We start from the raw sequence: 20,345 nt of genomic DNA on the forward strand, positions 1-20,345 counted from the left end.
AAAATAACCATCATTACGATTACTTTAGTAGAATTATCTATGAACATAAAAGCAATAGCGGTTTTTTGCGGATCGCAAAGCGGGGTTAACCCGATTTTTATCCAGCACACGGCAGAACTAGGCAAATTACTGGCCATGCTCGGAATTAAACTGGTCTATGGCGGAGGCAAAAAGGGCTTGATGGGAACCATTGCAGATTCCGTACTGAAACATGATGGCCAGGTGATGGGGGTTATTCCGAAAATCCTTACTGAATGGGAACAGCAGCACGATGGATTAACGGAACTCGCGGTGGTACCTGACATGCACAGCCGAAAAAAAATGATGTATGAAATGAGCGATGCGGCTATCATTCTTCCGGGTGGCTTCGGAACCATGGATGAGTTATTCGAGATGCTGACCTGGAACCAGTTAAAGATTCATGACAAGAAGATATACCTGCTTAATTCGACTGGCTATTACGATGCGCTGATCCAGTTTATGCGGACGGCCGAAAAGGAAAACTTTCTGTACGAACCGATCAGCGAACGCATCATCATCTGCCGGAATCCCGTTGAGTTGTTCAATAAAATCCACTGAACCTGTGGAGTTCATCCAGGGGTCTGAGGTTTGGGGATATAGGCGTCTGACGTTTAGTATCATTGAATACCGTGGACCCCAAACGTCAGACGCCTATTCCGGTGGATTCAAGGCGTCTGACGTTTAGTATCATTGAATACCGTGGACTCCAAACGTCAGACGCCTTTCCCTTTCCTAAAGGCCGACGTTGAACCCGATGCTCATGAAGACGTTTTTGCCGTAGGGTGTGCCGGGATCGGAATTCATACCATCCTTATTCAGCAGGTCATACTGGGCCATGATAATAAAACCACCTGCACGACCTGCAGGAAAGAAAGCTCCCGCACCAACCAGGAATGATGGAAGTATCTTCCCGTTCAGGGAGGATTTTGAATCCGGGTTGTAGGTTTTACTATTACCCCAGATATAATTCATCTCGGGTTGTACCTGGAGAAAGCCCTGCCTGATAGGGTAAAGACGGCCAAAAATATTCATTCCCATTACACCATAACTCTGCTTCTCAATTACATCGTTATTAAAATCCCTGTATTTGATCTGGTTGTATTGCCCATTGATCCCAATGCCCGCGGCCAGTAAATCATTGAACCGGTAACCTACCTGGGGAGAAATATTGATGAAAGTGTAATTCCCGAAACTTAATCCGAAGTTGCCCCCGATAAACAAACGGCTGCGATCAAAACCTTTGGAGGTTTCCTCTGCAGGTGGTTCTTCCTGCGCAAATACGCCGGCAAGGCAAAAAAACATCATCAGACCGGTAAACATCATTCTTTTCATAGCCATGATTTAATTAAATACAGCGACTGCTCCAACTGTAAAAATCGGATAAATACTGAAGAAAAGACATAAAAATGTACTGGTGCAGTACTGTTGAAAATTTATCACCTGTTAAAAAGAGGGACAAAGACTCTGTCGCTGGCTGCCATTGTATTCACTGTAAAAACCATGTTTTACCAGGGAGAACTCAATAGCACCCCTTGAATTATTATAGGTTGAGAGCGATGAAGTGGTAACGTCATAGGTAAAACTCATCCGGAAGTTTTTCCATTGAAAGCCTACAAGCGGAATAAAAGATTCACCCGCCCGATAATATAGACCGCCAATCAATTGGGTTTCGCCATCCCCACTCAGGTTATAATTGGCGCTTGCCCCGGCAACCAGTTCTGAAGCAGATGCCTGGTTGGTATAATAAGCCATTGGGTTCAGTATAACCTGCGGACTCATTTTTACGCTGGCATTCAAAAACCCGATATACCGCGGGGACAGGCGGTTGTCAAAAGAATTATCGCTAAAAAAAGTTTCACGGGGGCGATTGATATGGTGTACTGAAAAACCACCGTTTACATACAATTCATCAGTTGGAAAAAACGCGTAGTTCATGCCCGCCTGGATATCAACATAGCTGATACTGGTAGAATTGAACACCACACTGGTAGGAACCCCGGCGTCAAAAAAACCGGTTGACTCATTGAACTGGTCCGGGAACTTCAGCCTGGTAGGATCAATTCTTTTATTTGCCCAGCCAACATTAAAGCCTGCCGACAAAAGGCTGGCATAACCCAGCATCTGGTGATATGCAATGGAGCCATAGGCCTTGGTGGACGTCAGGTTACCGCTTCCGGCCACATCCCGCAGGATGACCCCTCCCAGCCCCAGCCATCCGCTTTCAATCTTTTCCCGGAATACCTGGGCATCTCCGAAAACACTGATGGTTTTATAAGGCACGGCCATTACATTCACCCACTGGCTGCGGTAATTTGCCCCGATCCGGTAATCTGCATCGGGAATAAATCCGGTATTGGCAGGATTGGTGGTAAGTGGCGAATTGAACCACTGTGAAAAGCGCAGATCCTGCGCAAGCAGACTACCGGAGCCTGTTATTGTAAGCAAGCAGGCTATCCATAACCTCCACACCTGTTGAAATCGTCTCATCTTCTGATCATTTATGGTTATCGGATCAAAGTAATATCTCCTTTTTTAGTTGTACGGCTGCCGTCTGTGAACTCAACATCCAGCACATACGCATACACATCCATCGGCTGTACCACACCGTTAAACTTACCATTCCAGCCCAATTTTATGCTATTGGACTCAAAAACTTTCTGACCCAGCCGGTTGAAAATCATAAACCGCATTTTACCGATGGCAAAGCCGCGCACATATATCTCATTATTGGGTGATGGTCCAAGTGGGGTAAAGGCATTGGGCACATCTAACCTGGGAACCACAATAGCCTCCACCGGCAGGCAAAGAGTATCCGGACAACCAGCCTGGTTAATGGCTACCAGGCAGGCATCATACATACCGGTTTTATTGTATTGATGGCTGATGGGCAACCTGCTGGTGGTTTCCAAACCTTCTCCATCACCGAAATTCCACACGAATGAAATCGCATCGGCAGAGGATGTATTGGTGAAAATGTTGGGGGTGTTTTCCACAGGCGTTACCGGAGTTACATTGAAACCGGCTACAGGCGCAGACTGCACCAGTACATCCTGGAAGGCAGAATCAACAATATTACAGGTATTTGGATCGGTTACCACCAGCTTCACCCTGTAGGTGCCGGGGGTATTGAATATTTTCACAGGTTGTTTTTCCGTGGAAGTGGTTCCGTCGCCAAAATCCCAGAACCAGGTCTGGCCTGCAATGGATGTATTACTGATATCGGCAGTATAGGGCACACAACCATTGGGTAAACTGAATTGCGCTTTTACCAGAGGGCTCAGGTTGAATTCCCTGGTCAGGGAATCGCCTTCATTGCAATAAACGGTATCCCTTAAGATCAGCCGGATCTGGTACGTACCGGCAGACAGGTAAGAATGCGTAACAGGACTGGTGCCTGCCACCATCCGTGTGCCATCACCAAAATCCCAGATAAAACTGGAGTCAGTAAAGGGCTTGCCTGCAGGTGGAACAGAAAGGTTGTCAAACCTGAAAGACAGCGACTCACAGGGAAGCAATTTAACAGCATTGAAATCGATCCTGGCTTCGTCGGCCCTCACTCTGATATTGATATAGGCGGTATCGCGGACATTACAACTATTTGAATCAATGGCGATCAGCCTTACCCTGTAGGTACCCACAGCATTGAAGATATGATCAACTGAAGAGCCGGTGGTAGGGAAGTCCGGACTTCCATCCCCAAAATTCCATTCATAACTCTGGGCATTCCGGATTGTATCAGACAGGGTAACTTTCAATGGCACACAACCGGAAGTATCGTACACGCCATTGATTGCAGCAGACACCCCTGCACCCACCCCTGCGAAATTAAAGGCGATCTTCAGCGCTGCGAGATTACATTCTGCACCGTTATCAGTACCATCGGCGCCAGAGTAGCCGCTCGAACAACACCAGGCACCAGGGGTAATGGGAAACCTTGGCCTCGGAGATCCGAGTGAAGGACTGTAACAGTTGGCGCACATAGCCTGGTAGATTACACCATTCTGGTCAAAACGACTGGTACCTCCATCTACATGTTCCGAGAAGTTACCTGTTTGTCCGAAAAACGTTGCATACAGCAGTTCAGAAGCATTACGTTTGATGACAATGAAATAGAAATCGTTATTATCGGTGGTTTTTTTAATGGCGTCGGATGTAACCTGCATACCCATAGTGCCTTCCATGGGATATTGTGCCAGGTTGGTTCCGCCCCAGCCTGATACATAAATGTTTTCACAACGGTCTACCAGGAATGCCACCGGTGAAATATTTGGCAAGGCGCCGGTTGTTCCGTATGTGGTCGTGTAAACCCAATCGGAAAGGTCGGTTTTCAGTTTGCCGACAAATTGTTTGGCCCCATCGGTTCCATAAGCGGCGTTCTTACGCTGCCAGGTGCCATAGGTGACACCCATGACATATGGATCTCCATCCCGGTCAAATTCAAAACCCAGAATAGCATCCGTGGCATTGGTGCCTACGTAGGTTGTTTTCTTGTGAACGGTACCATCATTGGAAAAAATAGAAATAAATCCATCTGTCCGGGCCCCATTGAAAACCGGGCCCAATGTTCCGGATTTATCACCGGGAAAATCATCACTCATGGTGGAGCCACAGATCCAGATATCACCACCATTGGGGTTAATGCCGATCACAAAGGCCGCATCAAGGTTATTGCCGCCAAAATAGGTTGACATCAACAGGTTGGACAATGTGGGGGTAGCTTTTATGAGAACGGCATCCTGTGTGCCCTTTAATGTTTTATAAGGGGCGTTGGGGGTGGTGAAAAAATCATCGGACTGGGTACAGGAAGCCAGGTAGATATTGCCTGCATTGTCCAGCATCACTTCACTGCGGGCATCATCACCATAAAAGTTGATCAATCCCCTGGGAGAACCGGTATGGCTGTCGCCTGTATTGATGCCGTCCCCACTTTTTCCGCAAATCCTGATTGAACCGATACGTGCCGATCCTGCAGCATTCAGTTTAGTCAGCACAATATCCCAGCCACCGGGTGTTCCATAAGTTTGCAGGGCTGGATAATCGCTGGAGGAGGAGCGGCCTGCAATTACCAGGTTGCCCTGCCCGTCAACGATGAGGCTATGCGGCTGATCAGTGGCGTTACCACCAAGATAGGTAGCGTAAACACGTTGAGTGCCCGTAGGATCAAACTTCATAATGCCCATATTAAAAGGGCTCTGGCCGTTCTCGGCATTAAAGGTAGTCTGGTAGGCGCCAATGGATACGGGGAAACCGTTTCCAAAAACAATACCGCCGCTGTAGAGACTTCCATCCGGGCCATAAGTTGCGGTATAACCCCAGTTATCAGAACGGCTGCCGGTGAAGGTCGAAAATATCAGCGTGGGGTCAATAACCAGGGTGGTGGTTTTGTCATATTCCCCCAGGGCAAAGCGGACGGTATTTCCCTTCACCTGGTATCTGGACTGGATGACAGCCCTGCCTTTTGCAGTTACCTGGTAAGTGTAGGGGGGCATTTCGCGGACATTACCCACGCTGGTATTAATAACCAGTTCTCCCCTGCTGAGGGAAAGTTTGCTTACGCCCTCATAGTTCATTACAATACTGGAGGGATTTCCACCCGGGTGAACGACGAACTCATATTTCATGGCTCCTTCATCCGTGAAGTAACGAAGGTCAATATTCGGGTATACATTTCTGTAAGTAACAGTACCGAATAACCGAACTCCTCCAGCATGCGCTGAAGGATCGTTACCGATAAAATAGTTATTATACCCGGGAAGTTGTTTGCCCGGTTCGATGGTCATGGAAGGATTGATTCCTACAAGATCCATATTATAAGCGTGGGAACGCAGGACAATATCGCCTGGAAGGTTTTCGCCGGGAACAGGAACTGTGGCCCTTGCGGATGCCTTGTTATCTCCTCCCGAACCCGTGCCACGGCTGCCCTGATCATGCGCATGACCGTGACCAGTACCCGATAATTTAACCATATCCTCCGGATGGTGCTGCAGTACGGTAAAGCCTGTTTTACGAAGGAAGAAAGCGCCATTTCCGAGTTCGCCCATAAACGTAACCCGCTTGTCCCACTGGCCTTTGTTTTCTATAAACTCGAGGCTGTTGGTATTCTTCTGGGCCAAGGCCGCGAAAGAACATAGGGTCAAAAGGAATATGTGGATATATTTCATCAAGGTCTATTGAATTTACGTCAAATATCTGAATAATACCAGCCCCTGTAACTTACGAAATCTTGCTCCAGGCAAGTTTTCCTTTCTGTGCCTGCAGGAAGTTTTTAAGCCGTTTATTCTCCTCCGACTGAAGGGTCGGATCGGCCTCAATAATTGTTTGTGCCACCTGTTTTGCGGCATCGAGTAAATGTTTGTCCTGCACAATATCCGCCAGCTTAAAATTCAGCATTCCACTCTGCCGGGTACCCTCAATATCACCAGGTCCCCTGAGTTCGAGGTCCTTTTCCGCGATCACAAATCCATCATTGGTGGCGCACATTGTTTTCAACCGTTCACGGGCCTCATTGGTTATCTGGGTGCCTGTTAATAATATGCAAAAACTCTTTTCGGCGCCCCTTCCCACCCTTCCCCGAAGCTGGTGTAACTGCGATAAACCGAATTTTTCCGCGCTTTCAATAACCATTACACTCGCATTCGGCACGTTCACCCCTACTTCGATAACCGTTGTAGATACCATGATCTGAGTATCGTGGCTGACAAATCGTTGCATGTTGGTTTCCTTCACCTCCGGGGCTTGTTTGCCGTGCACCATACTGATCCAGTATTTCGGTTCCGGGAAAAAAGCCTTTACATTTTCGTATCCCCGCATCAGGTTTTCCAGGTCCAGTTTTTCAGATTCCTCGATGAGGGGAAAAATGATATAAGCCTGCCTGCCCTTATCTATTTCCGAACGGATAAAATCCATGACTGTAGCCCGCGCATATTCATAACGGTGGACAGTGGTAATCGGTTGCCGGCCGGGAGGCAATTCGTCAATAATACTGTAATCCAGGTCGCCGTATGCGGTCATTGCCAGGGTTCTGGGAATGGGCGTTGCCGTCATGACAAGGATATGTGGCGGGATGGCGGCCTTTTTCCAGAGCCTGGCGCGTTGTTCAACCCCAAAGCGGTGCTGCTCATCAATTATGGCCAGTCCCAGGTTATTGAACTGCACCTTATCCTCCAGGAGGGCGTGGGTACCTATCAACAGGTGAATATCGCCATTGGCCAGTGCTGCGAGGATTTTCCTCCTCCCGGCGGCCCGGGTTGATCCTGTAAGCAGGGCCACTTTTAGCGGCATTTCGGAAAGCAGGGATGAAATACCCTGGAAATGCTGGTTGGCGAGAATTTCCGTCGGCGCCATCAGGCAGCTCTGGAATCCATTGTCGGCGGCCAGTAACATGGAGAGCAGTGCTACCATTGTTTTACCGCTTCCTACATCGCCCTGTAACAACCGGTTCATCTGACGGCCCTGTCCCATGTCCTGCCTGATTTCTTTCAATACCCTTTTTTGTGCGCCCGTAAGTTCAAAAGGCAGGTGATGGTGGTAGAAACTATTGAACAATTCTCCCACCTGGCTGAAAATCACTCCTTTTGAATACCTGTGCCGCTCGAGCCTGATGAGGCCCAGCCTGAGTTGCGCGATAAATAACTCCTCAAATTTAAGCCGGTTGATTGCCTGCCGGTACTGTTTATCTGAAGATGGAAAATGAATTTGCTGATAGGCGTTGAACCTGGATGGGAAACCATAATGCTGCAAAAATGAGGCTGGCAGGTTCTCGGGGAGGTCAGATTCCTTCAGGGAGGAAAGCAGGCTGAATGTGAGTTTTCCGATCTGGCGGCCACCAAGGGATTTTGCCTTCAGCTTTTCCGTACTGGGATATACCGGCTCCAGGAAAGCCTTTCCGCCTGACTTTTCCGGCGTAAAGACTTCCATTTCCGGGTGAGTGATCTGGGGCATTCCATTGAAAAAACCTGCCTTCCCGTAGACAAGGTAGGTTTGCCCAACCTGCAGACTTTTCTGGATCCAGTTGATACCCTGAAACCATACCAGTTCCATCTCTCCACTGGAATCCTTAATGGTTGCAACCAGTCTCCTGCCCCTGTTCTCGCCCATCAAAACTGAATTGGTAACGGTACCGGCTACCTGCACATAATCCGATGCCGGCGTTACAGAACTGATCGGATTCACCTTGGTTTTATCGATATGGCGGAGGGGAAAATGATCAAGAATGTCCTTGAAAGTAAAGATGCCAAGCTCCTTTTTAAGCATATCCGCACGCAGCGGTCCTACACCTTTCAGGAATTCAATGGGACTGGATAATATGGTGGCATCAAAACTGATGGAGAAAATATTTGCAGCAAAAATAAGCCCCGACGGCTATTCCTGCGATTGCTTCATTCCGGTAAATGTTTTGGGGGTATGCAAAAATTCTTTCCGTCCTTTTTTTACCCTTACCAGTGCCTTGATCATGGAAAGCATCAGGGTCGGAAGGCTGAGCAGTGCTTTAAAGGTTGGGGAGCTATAATACCTGGAGGGCATGGCTATGGCAAGAGTAAGCAGAAAAAACAACATGAGGCTCAGCCACCATCCCGGAACAGGAAAGAACATCTCCCATCCTGTAAGATACCGGATAATCACAAGGACTGTGATGGCACTGAAAACAACCAGGTAGAGTGATCTGGGAAGCAGCATGTTCTGCACCAGCTTATTGTAATAGTGGCGGTCTTTCCGGATTCCTTTCATTTCGGGTTCCCAAAACATCCGCAGGTGATACCACTGGGCTTCCAGCCAACGGAGCCGCTGCTTTTCGAATACATCGTGGCTGGCCACTTTTTCATCAAGCACCCAGGCATCAGGGATGAAATGCATCCTGATGCCGCGTTTAAGCATCTGCATATCAATTTCGCGGTCCTCACCCGGGTTTTCAAGAATCGGTTTCCAGTTAAAGATGGATTTCAGGAGGCGGATTTCAAAGGCCATCCCGGACCCTGAAGGCGCGGCCGAAAATCCGAGGGATTGTTGTCCGAGGCGAAACAGGTGGTTATTGATCTCTTCGCTGATGGCATCCAGCAAGGCTACATTATTGTTTTCATTCTTGGCTGTTCGGTGACATTGAATAGCCATATGCCCTGCCTGAAAATAGTTATTAACCATCCTGAGGCAGCCGGGTTTCATAATATTGTCAGCATCCAGCAACATCACCAGGTCATATTTATCATCGGGAAGTGTACTGAGTGCTGCGTTTATAGACCTGGATTTCATATGAGCATTCACTTCTATAACCCTGATCCCCTGGTTACGGAGTGCATATATGGTGGCATGGTTGAGAGAATCAGCAACCACCACTACATCAAATTTATCTGCGGGGTAATCGTGGTGCAGGGCTTCAGCTGCGGTTGCCGTAATAATATGGTCGTCGCGGTAGGAAGGTATGAGAATGGCGATACGGGCAAAGACCGGACTTTGCGGCGGAGCGTCTTCCTTGTACATCAAACCGGCAATAGCTATTACCAGCAGATAGGTTATACTGCAGAACAGGTAAATGAACAGCACAAGGCCGGCGATATAAAGGAATGTTACCACTTCATGCGAAAAATAGAATAAAAAGATGGTATTTGAAAAATATAACCCGAAAGCCGGCAGTGCCGGCTTGATTCATGACAATTCAGTTACATTACAGGACATTTGACTTCTGGATCAAAGCCGGTGGAGTATGTGCAATAATCCAGAGATCAAAAAGAAAATTCTGTTTTTTCGAATAGGTAAGATCCAGGTTTATCCGTTCTTCAACTGACATGCAGTGCCTGTCTTTTTTCCTGATCTGCCACAGTCCTGTTATACCGGCTGGTGCCATGAATCGCATCGACCATTCATCCGTTGTCAGCATTGCAGCTTCATAGAGGGGAAGAGGCCTGTTACCCACGATGGACATATCCCCCAACAGTACATTAAAAAACTGGGGAAGTTCGTCCAGGCTTGAGTTGCGAAGGAATCGGCCAATACGGGTAGCCCTGGGATCATTGGTCACTTTGAAAAATATCCGGCCCTGGTCTTCATTAAATTCATTCAGATGCTTCAGCTGGTCCACCTGTTTGTCGGCATCAAACTGCATGGTCCTGAATTTGTAAAAATTGAAGATCCTGTAACCCCTTCCGGCCCTTTTTGAAATATAAAACACCGGCCCTTTGCTCTCCAGTTTGATGGCCAGTGCAATCAGCAGCATCAATGGACTAAGCAATATGATGGCAGCAAATGCAGCCAGAATATCAAAAAGCCTGCGGCCTGTTTTTATAGGGTTTTCTTTCGCGAGATCGGCCAATTGCTCCATTTTTGCCCTGGATCCCAGCAGATTTTTCTTCTTCACTTTTTCGAGAAAAACTATTCTTTGCAACAACTTGCTGTCTGCACGACGGGTATCAATAACGTCATCAAACAATCTTTTCAGCAGGCATGGATCAGCAGTTTCTGAATTACTGCAGCTGATATCCATGATGACAGGAATGGTCCGGAATTTTTCAGAGTCGCGAAGGAATGCAGTCAGTTTTGCCACTTCATCCAGGTCTATGCCTGATTCAATGATAAAAACCTGCGGAATACTTTTAGACTGCTTTGCAATTCTTTCCAGGATGTTGAGGGCCTTAGCCGTATTTTCTGCTGCATAACCTCCCTCAAAAAGATTAACCAGGTTATCAATACTCTTTGTATTCCTGCCTATGTAAAAGAATTCGCGGGAATGTAACTGAACAACAGGAGTTTTATCTGTTTCAGTTGAAACAGAATAACGCCGGTAGACTGGCGGTTCCTGTATGTAAGCGGTTAATTGTAAAGTTTGTTCCATTCAGGTAAGATTTACGGTTACGGGCATGTGATCATACTGCTTTCAGTACCTTTTTGTTGCCTGGTACCGGAATTGCGATGAGCCCTTCAAGGGTTTTCTTAAGGTCAACAGGATTAAATGGCTTATGATAGGCTGCTTCCACGCCAAAATGCGTACAATAACTGGCAATTTCCTCTTCAGGCTTGGAAGAGATCACTACCATTGGTATATGCTTGTACAGGCCACTGGTTTTGAAATATTCGACCAGTTCCCACGGTTCTGTATCGGGTAAATTTGGATCGATGACAATAGCATCAGGCATTTCAGATTTTGCCAGCCAGAACATTGCATCACTAGCTTCAGAGGCAGTAATCGCGGTAAAATTGTCTTGGAGCACAGTCTGCAGTAGGAACCTGATGGCCTTGCTTTCGGTTACGATTAGTATTTTTCTTTTCATCCTTGAATAATTAAGTTGTGTAAACTCAATTTTTCAATAGGAGCTCAATTGGAACGGTTAGGCTTTCAAGGGTATTCGGGTCAATCAACTTTTACCGGTAATAATACCGGCAACTTATCAGAAAAATACTACTAATTAAAGGCGCGTTCTTAGGATTGTGGAAGGTAAACTCTTTGGGATTTGTTCGGAAGATTATTCGAACCTATTCCTATGGTAAAAGTAATACTAATTTCCATTTCAGGAAATCAAATCCCGGAAATTTTTAAACAATCCAAAAACTACCGGATTACCTTAGCTGATGCCCCTGCCGGCCTTCTCCCATTGGGCTGATTGCCCGCCACGCCTGTATTTCAGCCAGCCTGCCAGTACGGACCAGTTCATAAACAGAAAATAGTATGGTATAAAAACCAGGGGCCACTTCGTATTTATACGCGCCCCAAGCCAGCCGATAACAGCAGCCGAATAAAATAATACCTGTACCAAAAGGGTAAACCTGTACCAGTCTCCGCCATCCTGAACAACCAGTACAATGTTTACCAGGACAAATAAAAACAGGCATAAGGGGGTTAGGGTCCAGCGGAGTACCCGATGGGAGATATATTGAAATGCCAGCAGCGGGTGTTTGCGAACGTTATATAAGGATTTCAGCCGGCTCATTGCCTGAAATCCGCCGGCGGCGATCCTGATTTTTCTTTTCTGCTCCTCTCTGATGGAAACAGAACCGCCTTCAGTAGCCCATGCCCGTGGTTCATATGCTACCCGGTACCCCTGTTCACAGATCCGGAGCGAAAGAACAAAATCATCCAGGATCGTATCGGGTTCCAAAGGGCTGAACAACTCGCGCCGGAAGGAAAACATTTCGCCGGCTGCCCCAACCAGCGTATTTACAATAGCATCATTTTTTTTGAGGAAGGATTCATATTTCCAGTACAGTCCCTCACCTGCACCGCTTGTGCTGTCATCACCTTCGGCCAATACCCTTTTTTCGCCGGAAACGCCACCCACATCAGCATCGGCATAATGCGATACCAGCCATTTCAATCCTTCCGGATTCAACATGGCATTGGCATCTGTGATCATGACATAAGGGTTCCGCGCCAGCTCCATGGCCTTATTGATGGCCATGGCTTTACCCAGCCGCTCCGGTGAATGCAACAGTTCAACCTGTGGAAAGGCCCCGGCAATGGCATCGCTGCCATCGGTAGAGCCATCCGTCACCACCAGCACCTGCAGTAAATGGGATGGATAACCGAGTTCCAGGGTGTTCCTGATTTTCGATCCCAGCACGGCTGCTTCATTATAGGCGGGGATAATGATTGTAACCGGCATTAATTCATGATCGGAAAGCAGCCGGACCGTTTTCCCTGAAACCCTTCTGGCAAGGACAGCCATCAGGAGTCCATACCCTAAATAGGTGTAAACGACCACCAATAAGCTGGCCCAATAGATTATCTCAGTTAAAATGTTCATTCGGCCACCAGAGCTGCTGCACCAAAAACACCTGCGCTGTCACCCAAAACAGGTTTTACCACGGGCACATCAAGGCGGTTATTAAAAATATGGTGCGACAGGGATTCAATTCCCATGGAATAGATAGTGTCTATATTACCCACCCCTCCCCCTACCACAATCACATCCGGATCAAGCAGGTTGGTGATGATTGAAACAGCCTTGCCGAAATAAAAGTGAAGTCTCTCCATGGTAAGCCTGGCAGGTTCGTCGGAATTGGCTTGATAGAGTTCAACGATCTCGCGAAGATTCCTGTTTTGCCCCGCTACCTGTTTGTAATAACGTTGCAATGCCGGACCACTAAGGATGGTTTCCACACAGCCCTTCCGGCCGCAGTAACAGGGGCCGCCGGAATCATCCAGGAAAATATGTCCCCATTCACCGGCTATCCCGTGTTTGCCATTCCAGATCTTTCCGTCAAAAACTATTCCTCCTCCCACACCAGTTCCCATGATGATGCCAAAAACGAGTTTAGCTCCCGGAAATTTTTCCTTCACAATACCCCAATGGGTTTCCGCAAGGGCAAAACAATTGGCATCGTTTGCCAGTACAACGGGGATGCCCAGGGCCTGTTCAAGGTCTTTTTGCAGGGGCTGACCGTTTAGTGCTGTACTGTTGCAGTTCTTCATGGTATGCAGTACCGGATCCAGCACCCCGGGGGTTCCGATACCGATGGAAGCAGGGAGCAGCCCGGTGGACGATTTCATTTCATCCACCAACCTGGCTATCTGTGAAACGATATGTCTGTAACCCTTTTCCGCTTCAGTATGAATGCGGGTCCTGATCACCGGATGGGGATCCTGCAGGGAAGGCAGGACAACACCTTCTATTTTGGTACCGCCCAGATCAATGCCCCAGATTGGTTGACTCATCGGAATCTATTTAGGCTCCTAAAATAATCAAACTTCAATCTCTTTCATCCGTGGAACCAGGAAATGCATGATCAGCCAGGCAGTCAGGTAGGCAAAGCCGCAAACGATGAACATGATAAAATAGCCGGTTTCGATCTCCCCGAGGGCCTTGTAGTAATCGAATAAATTTCCTGCCATCCTGGCGATCAGGATGCCTCCCAATGCACCTGCCATCCCTCCCAGCCCGGTAACGGATGCCACGGTGGATTTGGGAAACATGTCAGACACTGTCGTAAAAATATTGGCGCTCCAAGCTTGGTGGGCTGCTGCCGCCAGCCCGATGATGCCCACAGCCATCCATACATTCAGGCTTCCCAGCCATTGGGCAAATATGACAGGCAAAGCCGCCAATGCGTAGATAAACATGGAGGTTTTGCGGGAACGGAACAAAGGCCAGCCTTTTTTCACCAGTTTCAATGGCAACCAGCCGCCGCCAATGCTGCCAACAGTGGACAATGTGTACACCAGGGCTATCGGCAATGCAATGGCGGTGCCATCCAGCCCGTATTGTGCTTTAAGGAATGATGGCAGCCAGAAAAGATAAAACCACCAAATCGGATCGGTCAGGAATTTACCCAGTATAAATGCCCAGGTTTGTCGGAAACCCAGCAGGCGGAACCAGGAAATTTTTTGTTTGGTTTCCGAACTGCCAGCCTGTCCATTATCCGTTTCATCGCTATTGATATAGGCCAGTTCTTCCTTTGTTACCCGGAGATGTTTTGCTGGTGTTTCATAAAATATCTGCCAGAATACCAGCCAGATCACCCCTGTTGCACCTGTTATGATAAAAGCCCACTGCCATCCCCATGCGGCGGCTATGAATGGAACCGTCATCGGCGCCAGGATGGCACCCACATTGGTACCTGAATTGAAAATGCCGGTGGCCAGCGCCCGTTCCTTTTTGGGAAACCATTCGGCCACTGTTTTGATGGCTGCAGGAAAGTTGCCTGCCTCAGTAATTCCCAAAGCAGCCCTTGCCACTATAAATCCGAAAGTTGATTTCACCAGCGCATGCCCGCCTGCGGCAAGGCTCCAGCCAATGATGGCCAGCGCATAGCCCAGTTTGGTACCGACCCTGTCTACCAGTGGACCTACCATTACCAGGCCAATGGCATAGGCCAGCTGGAAAGCGATTACAATATTGGAATAATCTGTTTCTGTCCAGCTAAATTCTTTTTCCAGCGATGATTTCAACAGGCTGATAACCGCGCGGTCGAGGTAGTTGATGGTAGTGGCAAAAAAGATCAGTGCACAAACCGTCCACCTGTATTTTCCGATTGTTTCTTTCATGGGAATTGGGTTAACGGATGGATTGTTTAACGGTGGCGATCATTGCCAGTGCCGATACCGATAGTTCTTTGATGGATTGATAATCCTTTTTCTCCAGAACCTCTTTGGAGAGAAATTTGCTGCCGAGCCCAACGGCCGCCACTCCGGAACCAAACCATTGCTGCAGGTTTTCCGGGGTCAGTTCCACCCCGCCGGTTGGCATAAAATGTAATTCGGGAAATATATCCCTGATCCCTGCCATAAAGGAAGGCCCCAGGAGATTTCCGGGAAAGAGCTTTATAAACCTCGCGCCTGTTGCCTGGGCCAGCAGGATTTCTGAAACGGTCATGCAGCCGGGGATCCAGAGTTTGCCGACCTGGTGAACAATTTCTCCCACTTCTTTTACAGTACCCGGACAAATAATAAAATCCGCGCCTGCATCAATAAAACTACTTGCGTCTGCCGGCGTTTTGATGGTTCCGATGGCCAGCAACAATCCAGGCCATTTTTCATTCCTTGTTTTTATCAATTGCCTGAAATTGGCAAGGGCATTGACTCCGCGATTCGTGAATTCTATAATACGCACGCCTCCGTCGTAGAGTGCCTGAACGGTTTGTTCGCAGTTGACAGGGTCATCATGGTAAAACAGGGGCAACATCCCCTGGCTGATAATGGCTTTTATAATGGCAGTTTGTTCAGGCATGGGAAGCAATGTTTTTGTTTACTTGCTGGATGGTTTGGCTGGTGGCATCGCCGGTTTCACTAAGTTTTCCAAAAGCGGCTGCGGCTGCGAAATTGATGATGGACTGACCGGGCTCCCCATTGGTAAACCCATGGATCAGTCCGGCCATAAAACAATCCCCGCTGCCAACCTTGTCTACTACAGAGGAAGTTGAAAATTCAGGGGATACATATTGAGTTTCATCAGCATTTAGCGTGGCGTAATACTGCAGTTTACCGGCATTTTCAAACCGGAAAGTATTGGCAACCCATTTACATACAGGGTATTGTTCCTTTATCAGCTTCGCTGTTTTTGCTGCATGCTCCAGGTAGTCTGATTTGGCCGCTCTATGGTGAATATCTTCATCAACCGGAATTCCGAGCAGGGAGGATGCTGCCCAGATATTACCCATGATACCGTCGCAATACCTAACCAGGTCAGGCATCACCTGAATCGGATCCATTCCATACTGCCAGAGTTTGTTCCTGTAATTGAGATCTACGGAAATGGTTAACCGAAGATCAGCTGCTGCCTGGAGAGCTTCTTTACAGACCCCTGCAAGATTTTCATTCAGAGCCGGACTGATGGCGCTGAAATGAAACCAGGAGCAGTTTTGCAGGTGCCGGTGCCAGTCAATGGTTCCGGGTTTCAGGTCGCTGAAGGAGGAATGTGCACGATCGTAAATAACACCTGCATTTTTGAGGTCAGCCCCCTGGGGCAGATAATAAATACCGATCCGGTTACCACTGCGATGTACAGCCGACACATCAATTCCTTTATCCCTGACTTCCGCCAGTATCTCATCGGCAAGATAATTCGCAGGCAGCACGGTACAATATTTAACCGGATGATTCCACCCGGCCAGTGCAGTGGCTGCATTCAGTTCAGCCCCCCCTACAAATACGGGCACGGATGCCTGCCTGATCCACTGGCGGTCCAATACAGGCGACATACGCAGCAATAATTCACCGAAACAGAATATGGATGGATTCATTACCTGATTAAGATGGGGTGTTGGTAAAGGTTTGCCTGATGTTCTAAAAAATTCCTGAAGCCCTCTGCTGACTTAAACATCGGGGATGATTTTTCCCAGCCGGCAAAAAAGCGAAATCCAACAGGCGATGAAGCATTGGTGTTCATTACAGCAAGATAACTATTCTTTATATCGGAATGCACACCGGATGCATCTGAGAACTTTTCAACCACTGAAGATGCGGCCAATATGGCCATACCAAGATTGTCTTTGTTTTCACTCTGGTTGTGCCAGGTATACAATCCCTTTACTCCGCCGCTTTCGAAATTCTGTTGCTCAGCATGGTGCAGGTTCACCACACCGGTAACCAGTTTTGCATCGGCCGGTGCACCCCTTATTATGACAGTGCTTTCGTAGAAATATTGTCCGCCCCAGATACTGATCGTTTCCGTAAGCTGCAATGGAGGCATGTTTTCAGCAATTTTCCAGTTATGGTATGTCAGGTTGATAATGGCGCGAACCGGACCGTCCACAACTTTTTTATAGCTTACCTTTTCGATATGCCGGCCTCCTACACGCACCAGGCTGTCTTTTCCGTTCATACCAGGAACATACAATGCCAGTGCCCCGGCGCCCAGTGATGGCCCGACTTTTAATACATCCATTCCCCATCCAGCCTGTTGGTGATAATTGGATGCCGGGCTCATACCCACTGTATCCAAAACCATATCAGCAGTTGTTTTCCCCCAGATATCCTTTCCATTCCTGACATCGAAATAGAGGCGGAAACCAACTTTATCATTTTCCCAGGCCGGGCCCTCAGTAAGAAACGGCGGCAGGGGCTGTTTGGAGAAATCGGTGGCAGGCTGGCCGGCGGGAATGGAATCAGCGGCCAGGTCGGGCCCGAAACTATTGTCGGCATTTTTGCGGCGATGCCTGGCATTTGCCCTAACCACTGCCTTGATGGCTGCGGGCGCATCACTTAGCTGCAGTTGAAAAGATTTTTTTTGGGAGGGAAGGAAACTATACAGAAATGCCATTTCATCCCAATTGCCATCCCCGTCCATATCATCATACTGGATCAGGATCGGTTGTCCGTCAGCGTTAAGCTGAACGAATTTTCCGGAAGGAATATTTCCCAGTTTCTTTGCAAGTGATTGCCTGCTCAGCACGATCAACTCATCCTGCCTTTCTGTACCGACCGGGTTTTCCAGTTCAAGGACAGGCTTTTGCATTGTTTTACAGGATGCAAAGCAAATCAGGCCGAGAGCAAGCAGGTGCCCCCATTTTTTTATACAGCAGAATCGTTTCATGTTTTCATTTTGGTGCGTGATCATTACAGTAATTCTGTAATGGGCGCAGGGTCCATATCAGTATACGTATAATTCTCACCCGCCATTCCCCAGATAAATGCATAATCAGCGGTGCCGCATCCTGAGTGAATGGACCAGGGGGGTGATATGATTGCCTCGTGATTATTGGTGATGAGATGCCTGGTTTCCTTAGGTTCACCCATGAAATGAACCACCCGCTGATCGGGCTTTACATCAAAATAAAAATAGGCTTCCATCCTGCGGGTGTGCGTATGCGCAGGCATGGTATTCCAAACGCTGCCTTCTGAAAGCACTGTCAGTCCCATGACCAGCTGGCAGCTTTGGATACCTGCATCATGAATGTATTTGTAAATAGTCCTGTGGTTGGAGGTTTCCTGTGCTCCCATAACCGCCGGAGAAGCCTCTTCCTTATTCAAAAGGCGGTTCGGATAATTCATATGTGCGGGGGCAGATAATAAATAATAAATGGCGGGATCATCGGCATTGTTACTGGAGAAAGAAACTTCTTTCATGCCCTTGCCCAGGTAAAGACAATCGAGTTTGTTCAGCTCAAAAGTTTCGCCATCCGCGCTGATGGATCCTGCACCGCCAACATTGATGATGCCGATTTCCCTTCTTTGTAAAAAGAAATCCGCCCGCAGTTCGGGGTGATTGGGCAATACCAGTTTTTCGTTCACCGGTTTTACGCCACCTATAATAACCCTGTCGTAGTGTGAATAGACCAACTGAATGCTATCATCTTTTACCAGGTGCTGCACCAGGAAATTTTCCCTGAGTGAAGCGGTATTCATAGCGCTGGTTTCCTTAGGGCTGTTTTGAAATCTTATCTCCATATTAATATACCGGGTTTTACCTGCAAACTACTCAATCAGGGCTCCGGAACAGCAGTACCGGACTGGTTTATCTGGGCAAACGTTGGCATGAGTAAAAAATGAAAATCATTTTATCCCCAGTTCTTTCTGAATCTCTTCCAGGGATTTCCCCTTTGTTTCCGGCAGAAATTTCCAGACAAAAATGAGGTGGAGGAACATCATGACTGTATAAAAAAGAAAAGAATAATAGCCACCTTTTTCACTGCCCTCCACGATAACCGGAAAGGTCCAGGAAATAATGGCTGCCATGATCCAATGGGTAAAGCTGCCAAGCGAGCCACCCTGTGAACGAACCGAGTTGGGAAATATTTCGGATATGAATACCCAGATGACCGCACCCTGTGAAAAAGCGAAAAAAGCAATAAAGCCAATGAGGTAAATCAACACATTACTGTTACCTGATATATCGCCGCTGAATGCATTGGCGGTAAGTCCCAGGAACAGGATCATGCCGAAAGAACCAATGATCAATAGTTTTTTCCTGCCGAAACGGTCTATCATTGTCATAGCCAGAAGAGTAAAAAGCAGGTTTGCCGCACCAATATATACCGGTTGCAGAAATGCCTGCTCCTGTCCGAAACCTGCCATTTCAAAAATTCTTGGCGCGTAGTACAATATGGCGTTGATGCCGGCCAGTTGGTTGAACATGGCCAGTAACACCGCAAAGAAAATAGGCTTGTTGTATTTCCCGTTGAACAGTTTCTCCCTTATACCGCCCGCTGCCAGCAAATGTTCTTCCCTGATATTTTGCAGTGCATCGAGGTCACCTGTTTTTTCAAATATTCTTTTGGCTTCCTCATCCCGGTTATTCAGGACCAGCCAGCGTGGGCTTTCCGGAATGGATCTCAGCAGGAAGGCGAACAGGGCGGCAGGCACCACCATAATACCCAGCATCCAGCGCCAGGAATCCTCTCCCGTACCGAGGAAAAGAAAATTAGTCAGATAAGCAATGAAGATGCCAAATACGATGTTCAGCTGGAAGGAACCAGCCAAACGTCCCCGCATATGCGCAGGTGCCACTTCTGAGATATACATGGGCCCAACCACTGAAGAAGCGCCCACTGCCAGTCCGCCTATAAAACGAAAGGTTACGAATAACAACCAAACTGAAGTGAGGGCGCAGCCTATTGCCGAAAGCAGGTATAATATGGCAATAATTCCCAGCACTTTTTTCCTGCCCAATTTCTGTGCGGGCGCCCCTGTGATCAATGAACCAATTACGGTTCCGATCAGACTGGAGGCAACTGTAAAGCCCTGCCAGCCGGAACTGAGTGACCACAATTGCTGAATGGTTTTCTCCGCGCCGGAGATCACCGCGGTTTCAAAGCCGAATAAAAATCCACCAAGAGCCGCAATGAGCGACACCCTCAGTGCGTACCAGGAAATGGGTCGTCCGGAGTTGTTGGACTGAGAATCGCTGCTGGCAATACTTTGCATGTTCGGATATTTTTTACAGGTGCAATCTTTTTTAAATATA

General features: G+C 47.8%; 16 protein-coding genes. 1 reads left to right on the plus strand and 15 read right to left on the minus strand.

The annotated features are described in order from the left end of the window. Positions 1–39 precede the first annotated feature (39 nt). Positions 40–579 (plus strand): LOG family protein, encoded by a 540-nt coding sequence (locus tag BC349_RS05075; protein WP_187255635.1) that lies wholly within the window; start codon positions 40–42, stop codon positions 577–579. 174 nt (positions 580–753) lie between these two features. On the opposite strand, the gene BC349_RS05080 is transcribed toward BC349_RS05075, so the two are convergent. From BC349_RS05080 to BC349_RS05150, 15 genes are all read right to left on the minus strand, one after another. After that, positions 754–1,353: a hypothetical protein gene (locus tag BC349_RS05080; protein ID WP_187255636.1), complete on the minus strand. Its 600-nt coding sequence runs from the start codon at positions 1,351–1,353 to the stop codon at positions 754–756. A gap of 111 nt (positions 1,354–1,464) precedes the next feature. Then, positions 1,465–2,508 carry a PorP/SprF family type IX secretion system membrane protein gene (locus tag BC349_RS05085; RefSeq protein ID WP_187255637.1) on the minus strand — a complete coding sequence of 348 codons (1,044 nt, stop codon included), beginning with the start codon at positions 2,506–2,508 and terminating at the stop codon, positions 1,465–1,467. Between the two features lie 17 nt (positions 2,509–2,525). Continuing rightward, entirely contained in the window at positions 2,526–6,182 is a 3,657-nt protein-coding gene (locus BC349_RS05090) for a DUF7948 domain-containing protein (RefSeq protein ID WP_187255638.1), read from the minus strand. A gap of 52 nt (positions 6,183–6,234) precedes the next feature. Continuing rightward, positions 6,235–8,370 carry an ATP-dependent DNA helicase RecG gene (gene recG, locus BC349_RS05095; protein WP_343063665.1) on the minus strand — a complete coding sequence of 712 codons (2,136 nt, stop codon included), beginning with the start codon at positions 8,368–8,370 and terminating at the stop codon, positions 6,235–6,237. Between the two features lie 12 nt (positions 8,371–8,382). Beyond that, positions 8,383–9,588, minus strand: a complete 1,206-nt coding sequence (locus tag BC349_RS05100; RefSeq protein ID WP_187255639.1) for a glycosyltransferase — start codon at positions 9,586–9,588, stop codon at positions 8,383–8,385. Between the two features lie 91 nt (positions 9,589–9,679). Beyond that, positions 9,680–10,843, minus strand: coding sequence for a sugar transferase (locus BC349_RS05105; RefSeq protein WP_222840075.1), 1,164 nt, complete (start codon positions 10,841–10,843; stop codon positions 9,680–9,682). 31 nt (positions 10,844–10,874) lie between these two features. After that, positions 10,875–11,279, minus strand: a complete 405-nt coding sequence (locus BC349_RS05110) for a response regulator (RefSeq protein WP_187255640.1) — start codon at positions 11,277–11,279, stop codon at positions 10,875–10,877. A gap of 291 nt (positions 11,280–11,570) precedes the next feature. Next, the gene (locus BC349_RS05115; protein ID WP_187255641.1) at positions 11,571–12,749 is read right to left on the minus strand and encodes a glycosyltransferase family 2 protein; all 1,179 of its coding nucleotides are present in this window, start codon (positions 12,747–12,749) and stop codon (positions 11,571–11,573) included. Continuing rightward, the gene (locus BC349_RS05120) at positions 12,746–13,660 is read right to left on the minus strand and encodes an ROK family protein (protein WP_187255642.1); all 915 of its coding nucleotides are present in this window, start codon (positions 13,658–13,660) and stop codon (positions 12,746–12,748) included. Before BC349_RS05120 ends, BC349_RS05115 begins: the two co-directional genes overlap by 4 nt. A gap of 27 nt (positions 13,661–13,687) precedes the next feature. Then, positions 13,688–14,989, minus strand: coding sequence for an MFS transporter (locus tag BC349_RS05125; protein WP_187255643.1), 1,302 nt, complete (start codon positions 14,987–14,989; stop codon positions 13,688–13,690). A gap of 10 nt (positions 14,990–14,999) precedes the next feature. Next, positions 15,000–15,671, minus strand: a complete 672-nt coding sequence (locus BC349_RS05130; protein ID WP_187255644.1) for a beta/alpha barrel domain-containing protein — start codon at positions 15,669–15,671, stop codon at positions 15,000–15,002. Continuing rightward, positions 15,664–16,683 carry a sugar kinase gene (locus tag BC349_RS05135; RefSeq protein WP_187255645.1) on the minus strand — a complete coding sequence of 340 codons (1,020 nt, stop codon included), beginning with the start codon at positions 16,681–16,683 and terminating at the stop codon, positions 15,664–15,666. The genes BC349_RS05130 and BC349_RS05135 overlap by 8 nt, the downstream gene beginning before the upstream one ends. Continuing rightward, on the minus strand, positions 16,683–17,897 hold the full coding sequence (locus tag BC349_RS05140) for a DUF4861 domain-containing protein (RefSeq protein WP_187255646.1): 1,215 nt from the start codon (positions 17,895–17,897) through the stop codon (positions 16,683–16,685). Before BC349_RS05140 ends, BC349_RS05135 begins: the two co-directional genes overlap by 1 nt. Before the next feature lie 101 nt (positions 17,898–17,998). Next, positions 17,999–18,829, minus strand: coding sequence for a 5-dehydro-4-deoxy-D-glucuronate isomerase (gene kduI, locus BC349_RS05145; protein ID WP_187255647.1), 831 nt, complete (start codon positions 18,827–18,829; stop codon positions 17,999–18,001). 105 nt (positions 18,830–18,934) lie between these two features. Next, the gene (locus BC349_RS05150; RefSeq protein WP_187255648.1) at positions 18,935–20,305 is read right to left on the minus strand and encodes a sugar porter family MFS transporter; all 1,371 of its coding nucleotides are present in this window, start codon (positions 20,303–20,305) and stop codon (positions 18,935–18,937) included. Positions 20,306–20,345 lie beyond the last annotated feature (40 nt).

Origin of the sequence: Flavihumibacter stibioxidans (assembly GCF_014332695.1) — a bacterium.
In the GTDB taxonomy this organism is placed as follows: Bacteria; Bacteroidota; Bacteroidia; order Chitinophagales; family Chitinophagaceae; genus Flavihumibacter; species Flavihumibacter stibioxidans.